At 76.2% G+C, this 4,560-nt stretch carries 5 protein-coding genes; all 5 read right to left on the minus strand.

Annotation, left to right across the window (positions count from 1 at the left end; translation table 11 throughout):
• The coding region (gene bluB / locus VGR37_04420; protein ID HEV2146640.1) for a 5,6-dimethylbenzimidazole synthase at nucleotides 1–1,515 on the minus strand (1,515 nt) is incomplete at its 3' end.
• Nucleotides 1,512–2,147, minus strand: a complete 636-nt coding sequence (locus VGR37_04425) for a histidine phosphatase family protein (GenBank protein HEV2146641.1) — start codon at nucleotides 2,145–2,147, stop codon at nucleotides 1,512–1,514. The genes VGR37_04425 and bluB, both read right to left, overlap by 4 nt.
• A 34-nt stretch (nucleotides 2,148–2,181) precedes the next feature.
• Entirely contained in the window at nucleotides 2,182–2,823 is a 642-nt protein-coding gene (gene cobO / locus VGR37_04430; protein ID HEV2146642.1) for a cob(I)yrinic acid a,c-diamide adenosyltransferase, read from the minus strand.
• Between the two features lie 81 nt (nucleotides 2,824–2,904).
• Nucleotides 2,905–3,501, minus strand: coding sequence for an alpha-ribazole phosphatase (cobC, locus tag VGR37_04435; protein HEV2146643.1), 597 nt, complete (start codon nucleotides 3,499–3,501; stop codon nucleotides 2,905–2,907).
• Nucleotides 3,489–4,560: histidinol-phosphate transaminase (locus tag VGR37_04440; protein ID HEV2146644.1), on the minus strand; the 1,072-nt coding region annotated here is incomplete at its 5' end. The genes cobC and VGR37_04440, both read right to left, overlap by 13 nt.

The following is a 4,560-nucleotide window of genomic DNA, read 5'->3' on the forward strand; positions in this document are numbered from 1 at the left end:
GCCCGCAAGCGCCGCGATCTCCAGCCCGCCCACCTCGGCCAGGGCGTCCAGCGCGTCCATCTCCCGTCCGCGGCAGCGCGCCAGCGCCCGCCCGACCGTCCCCGTCTTCCGGCGCAGCGTCGCGCTCCCCACCCCGGTCCCGGCGCCGACCACCTCGTCTGCGTCCACGCCGAGGAGGAGCGCGAGCAGCGCCGCCGCGGAGGTGGTGTTCCCGATCCCCACCTCGCCCAGGGCGAGCACGTCGCACGGGGGGGCGTCGAGCACCGCGGCGGCGCCGGCCAGGAGGGCGCGCTCGGCTTCCGCGCGGGTCATCGCCGGCTCCACCGCCAGGTTGCCGGTGCCGCGGCGCACCTTGCGGTGCACGATCCCGGTGGCCCCCTCGAAGTCGTGGTCCACCCCCACGTCCACCACGGTGAGCTCGGCACAGACGCGGCGGGCGAGCGCGTTGATGGGCCCGCCGCCCGCGACGAAGTTGTAGCAGAGGCGCGTGGTCACGTCCGCGCGGTAGGCGCTCACCCCCTCCGCGCAGACGCCGTGGTCGCCCGCGAAGACGAGGACGCGCTTGCGGTCCGCCGCGGGGTGGTCGGTCCCCTGCGCGCGGGCGAGCCGCACCGCCAGCTCCTCCACCCGGCCCAGGCTCCCCCGTGGCTTGGTGAGGGCGTCCAGCCGCTCCCGGACGCGCGCCGCGCGCTCGCCGCCGGGGTCCACGGCCGGTACCCCGGCGACCAGGGCGTCGACCGTCACCGGCACGTCGGCCGCGGGCGGGTCCTCGGGCCCGGCGCGCCGCCCGGGGCGGCCCAGAAGGTCGCGGAGCGGGTCGCCGAAGCCGTCGCCCTCCCAGTCCTCGAAGCGCACCAGCTCCGCCAGCTCCAGCCGTCCCCGCCAGCCGGTCGCCTCCAGCAGGGGCGTCTCCGGGAACTCCACGGGATAGCCGACGCAGAGGAAGGCGACGGGGACGACGCCGACGGGGAGGCGCAGCGCGGCGGCCAGCTCCGCGTTGTCCACGATGCTCACCCAGCCGACGCCGACGCCCTCGGCCCGCGCCGCGAGCCAGAGGTTCTGCACGGCCAGGCAGGTGCTGTAGACGTCCGTCTCGCGGATGGTGTCGCGCCCCAGCACGTGCGGGCCGCCGCGTCGGGTGTCGCACGTCACGCAGACGGAGAGCGGCGCGTCCAGGATCCCCTGCAGCTTGAGCGCGCCGTACTTGCCGCGGCGGTCGCCCTCCCAGTGCGCGGCGGCCCGGTCGTTGGCGCGGCGGAACAGCTCGTACACCTCCGCCCTGCGGGCCGGAGAGCGGATCACCACGAAGTCCCACGGCTGCATGAAGCCCACCGAGCCGGCCCGGTGCGCCGCCTCCAGGATGCGCAGCAGCACCTCGTCCGGGACGGGATCGGGGCGGAAGGCGCGGATGTCGCGGCGCAGGGCGATGGCGTCGTACACCGCCTGTTTGGCATCCGGGGGAAACTCGCCCGCCGGGCGGGGGGCGCCCTCGCCGGGGCGCGGGTGGGCGCTCATCCCGCGGCGCCCTCCACGGCGGCGGGCACGGCCGGGGCGTCGACCCGCTCCGCGGTGCGCACCTCGCCGCCCGCCTCGGGCACTTCGATGCGCCAGCAGCACCCGTTCGTCTGCTCGATCTCCCAGAAGCGATCCCGCTCCCAGCCCAGGGCGTGGATCAGCAGGACGCGGTTCAGGTGGCCGTGTCCGCTCACCAGCACGGCCTCGCCCGGGTGGGCGTCCACGATCCGGCCGAAGGCCCGCGCCGCCCGCACCCGCACGTCGTACAGCGACTCGCCGCCGGGGAAGCACACGCTCCACGGGTCCTGCTTCCACCTCCACTCCAGCCCTGGGTTGCACCGCCCCGCCGGCTCGGAGCCGCGCCCCTGCCAGAGCCCGTACGAGAGCTCCCGCAGCTCCGGCACCTCCACCAGCGGGACGCCGGTCCCGCGCAGCACCGCTTCAGCGGTGGCGCGGGCGCGGCGCAGCGGCGAGGTGTACCCCGCGTCGAAGTCCACCTCGCGGAGCAGGGCGCCGAGCGCGTCCGCCTGCGCTCGCCCCGCGTCGTTCAGCGGTACGTCCGTGGTCCCCTGGTAGAGGCCCCGGCGATTCCAGTCGGTCTCGCCGTGGCGGATCAGGTAGATCGTGGGCATCGCATCCGTCGGTCGGTCGTGGAGGTCCCGGGGCTCACAGCTCGATCCCCGGCTGCGCCCCGATCCCCTGGTCGCGGTAGGGGTGCTTCACGAGCCGCATCTCCGTCACCAGGTCCGCCAGCTCCACCAGCGCCCCGGGCGCGTTGCGGCCCGTGACCACCACGTGCGTGCCGGCGGGCCGGGCGCGGATCTCCGCCAGCACCTCGTCCGTGTCCAGCCAGCCGAAGTTGAGCGGGTACGTCATCTCGTCGAAGATGAGCACGTCGTACTCCCCGCCGCGCAGCGCCTCGCGGCAGACCTCCCACCCCTGCCGCGCGAGGGCGCGGTCCTCCTCGATGTTCTCCGAGAGCCAGGTGAAGCCGTCCCCCAGCGGGACGATCTCCACGCCCAGCCGCTCCGCCGCCAGGTGCTCGCCGTAGCGGGTCTCGGCGCTCTTGACGAACTGCCACGCGCCCACCTTCATGCCGCGGCCCGCGGCGCGCAGCAGCATGCCGAACGCGGCGGTGCTCTTCCCCTTGCCGTCGCCCGTGTGGACGATCACCAGCCCGCTGCGGTTCTCCCGCGGCGGCACCCGGTATGCGCCGGGGCGCTTCTTCCGGGGGACGGGCGCCCTGCGCTTCCCCTTCGTCTGCTCGACGGGCTCGGGCGGCGCGAGCGGGTCGGTTCTGTCGCTCATGGATCCTTTCGGTCGGTGTTACTCACTCCCGGGCCCCATCCGTTGATCCCCTCTCCCAGCAATGGGAGAGGGTGGCGGCTCTCAGGCCGCCGGGTGAGGGCCCGTCTCGTTCACGCACGTCACCCGCACCCCGCCCGGGAATACCTCGGCGCGGGTGACGCCGCAGGCGGAGATCCGCAGCGGGAAGGTCTGCCGCAGCGTGACGCCCAGCCAGCGGGCGAGCACCGCGTGCACCACCCCGGCGTGCGCGACCACGAGCACGCTCCCCTCGGCGGGGAGGTCGTCCAGCGCGGCGGCGACGCGCGCCTCGAAGTCGGCGACGGTCTCGCCCTCCGGCGGAGTGTGGGCGGAGGGGTCCTCCGTCCAGAGGCGCAGCAGGTCTCCGTCGCGGGCGGTGCACTCGTCCCAGGTGAGCCCCTCCCACGCGCCGAAGTGCAGCTCCCGCAGGCGCGGCTCCGCCTCCACCGCGGTGCCGGGGGCGGCGATCTCCGCCGTCTCGCGCGCGCGGAGGAGGTCGCTCGCCACCACGCGGTCGAACGACTCTCCCGCCAGCCGGTCGCGCAGGCGCTCCGCCTCGGCCCGGCCGCGCTCCGAGAGCGGCGGGTCGCTCCACCCCTGGTAGCGCCCGCTCTCGTTCCACGCCGTGGTGCCGTGGCGCACCAGCGTCACCCGGAGCACACCGCCTCCAGGGCGCCCACCAGCTGGTTGTTCTCGGCCGGGGTGCGCGCGCCCACGCGGACGTGCCCCGGCAGGCCGAAGGAGGCGCAGTCGCGCACCCGGACCGCGTGCTCCTCCCGCAGCCGCGCGGCGAGCGCGGCTGCGTCGCCCACGGCGGCCAGGAGGAAGTGCGTCGCGGTGCGGACGGTCGGCAGGCGGAGCCGGGCGAAGGCGGCCTCCAGCAGCTCCCGCTCGAAGCGGAGACAGGGGAGCGTCGCCGCCAGGTGCGCCGCGGCCGCGTCGGTGAAGGCGGCCACCGCCGCGGCCTGCGCCATGGTGGAGACGGGCCAGGGCGGGCGCGCCTGCTCCAGCGCGCGGACCACGCTCTCCGGCCCCACCGCGAACCCCGCGCGCACCCCGGCCAGCGCGTGCTCCTTGGTGATAGAGCGCAGGTGCAGCACGGCGGGGTGGGCGGGGAAGGCGGGAGTGCCCAGCGGCTCGCGCAGGAAGGCGTCGAACGACTGGTCCAGCACCAGGAGGGTCCCCGCCGCGGCGCAGGCGTCCGCCACGTGCCGCAGCTCCTCGCGCGCGAAGGGCTGCCCCGTCGGGTTGTTGGGCGCGCAGAGGAAGGCCAGGCGCGGGCGGTGCTGCACCACGGCCGCGGCGATCTCCTCCACGTCCAGCGCGTACGCCGGGGGCGGCGCGATCCCCTGCAGCACCCGTCCGCCGCAGAGCGACACCGCGCGGGCGTACTCCCCGAAGGTGGGGCTGGGGATCAGCGCGGTGTCACGGGGGCGCACGAAGGCGAAGCAGAGCGCGTGGAGCAGCTCCGCCGCGCCGGCCCCGAAGGAGATCTCCTCCGGCGGGCGGTCCCAGCGGCGCGAGGCGGCGCGGCGGGGCGCGACCGACTCCGGGTCCGGGTACACGTCCACGCGCGCGGCGCGGACGGCCTCCACCACGATGGGCGCGGGGCCGAACGCGTTCATGGAGACGCTGAAGTCCACGCGCACGGGGGAGCGCGGCCCGACGCTCCCCTGCGGCCCGCCGTGCGGGGCGGGCGGGGTGCCGGCGACTTCGGGG

The organism is Longimicrobiaceae bacterium (genome assembly GCA_035936415.1).
GTDB lineage: Bacteria > Gemmatimonadota > Gemmatimonadetes > Longimicrobiales > Longimicrobiaceae > JAFAYN01.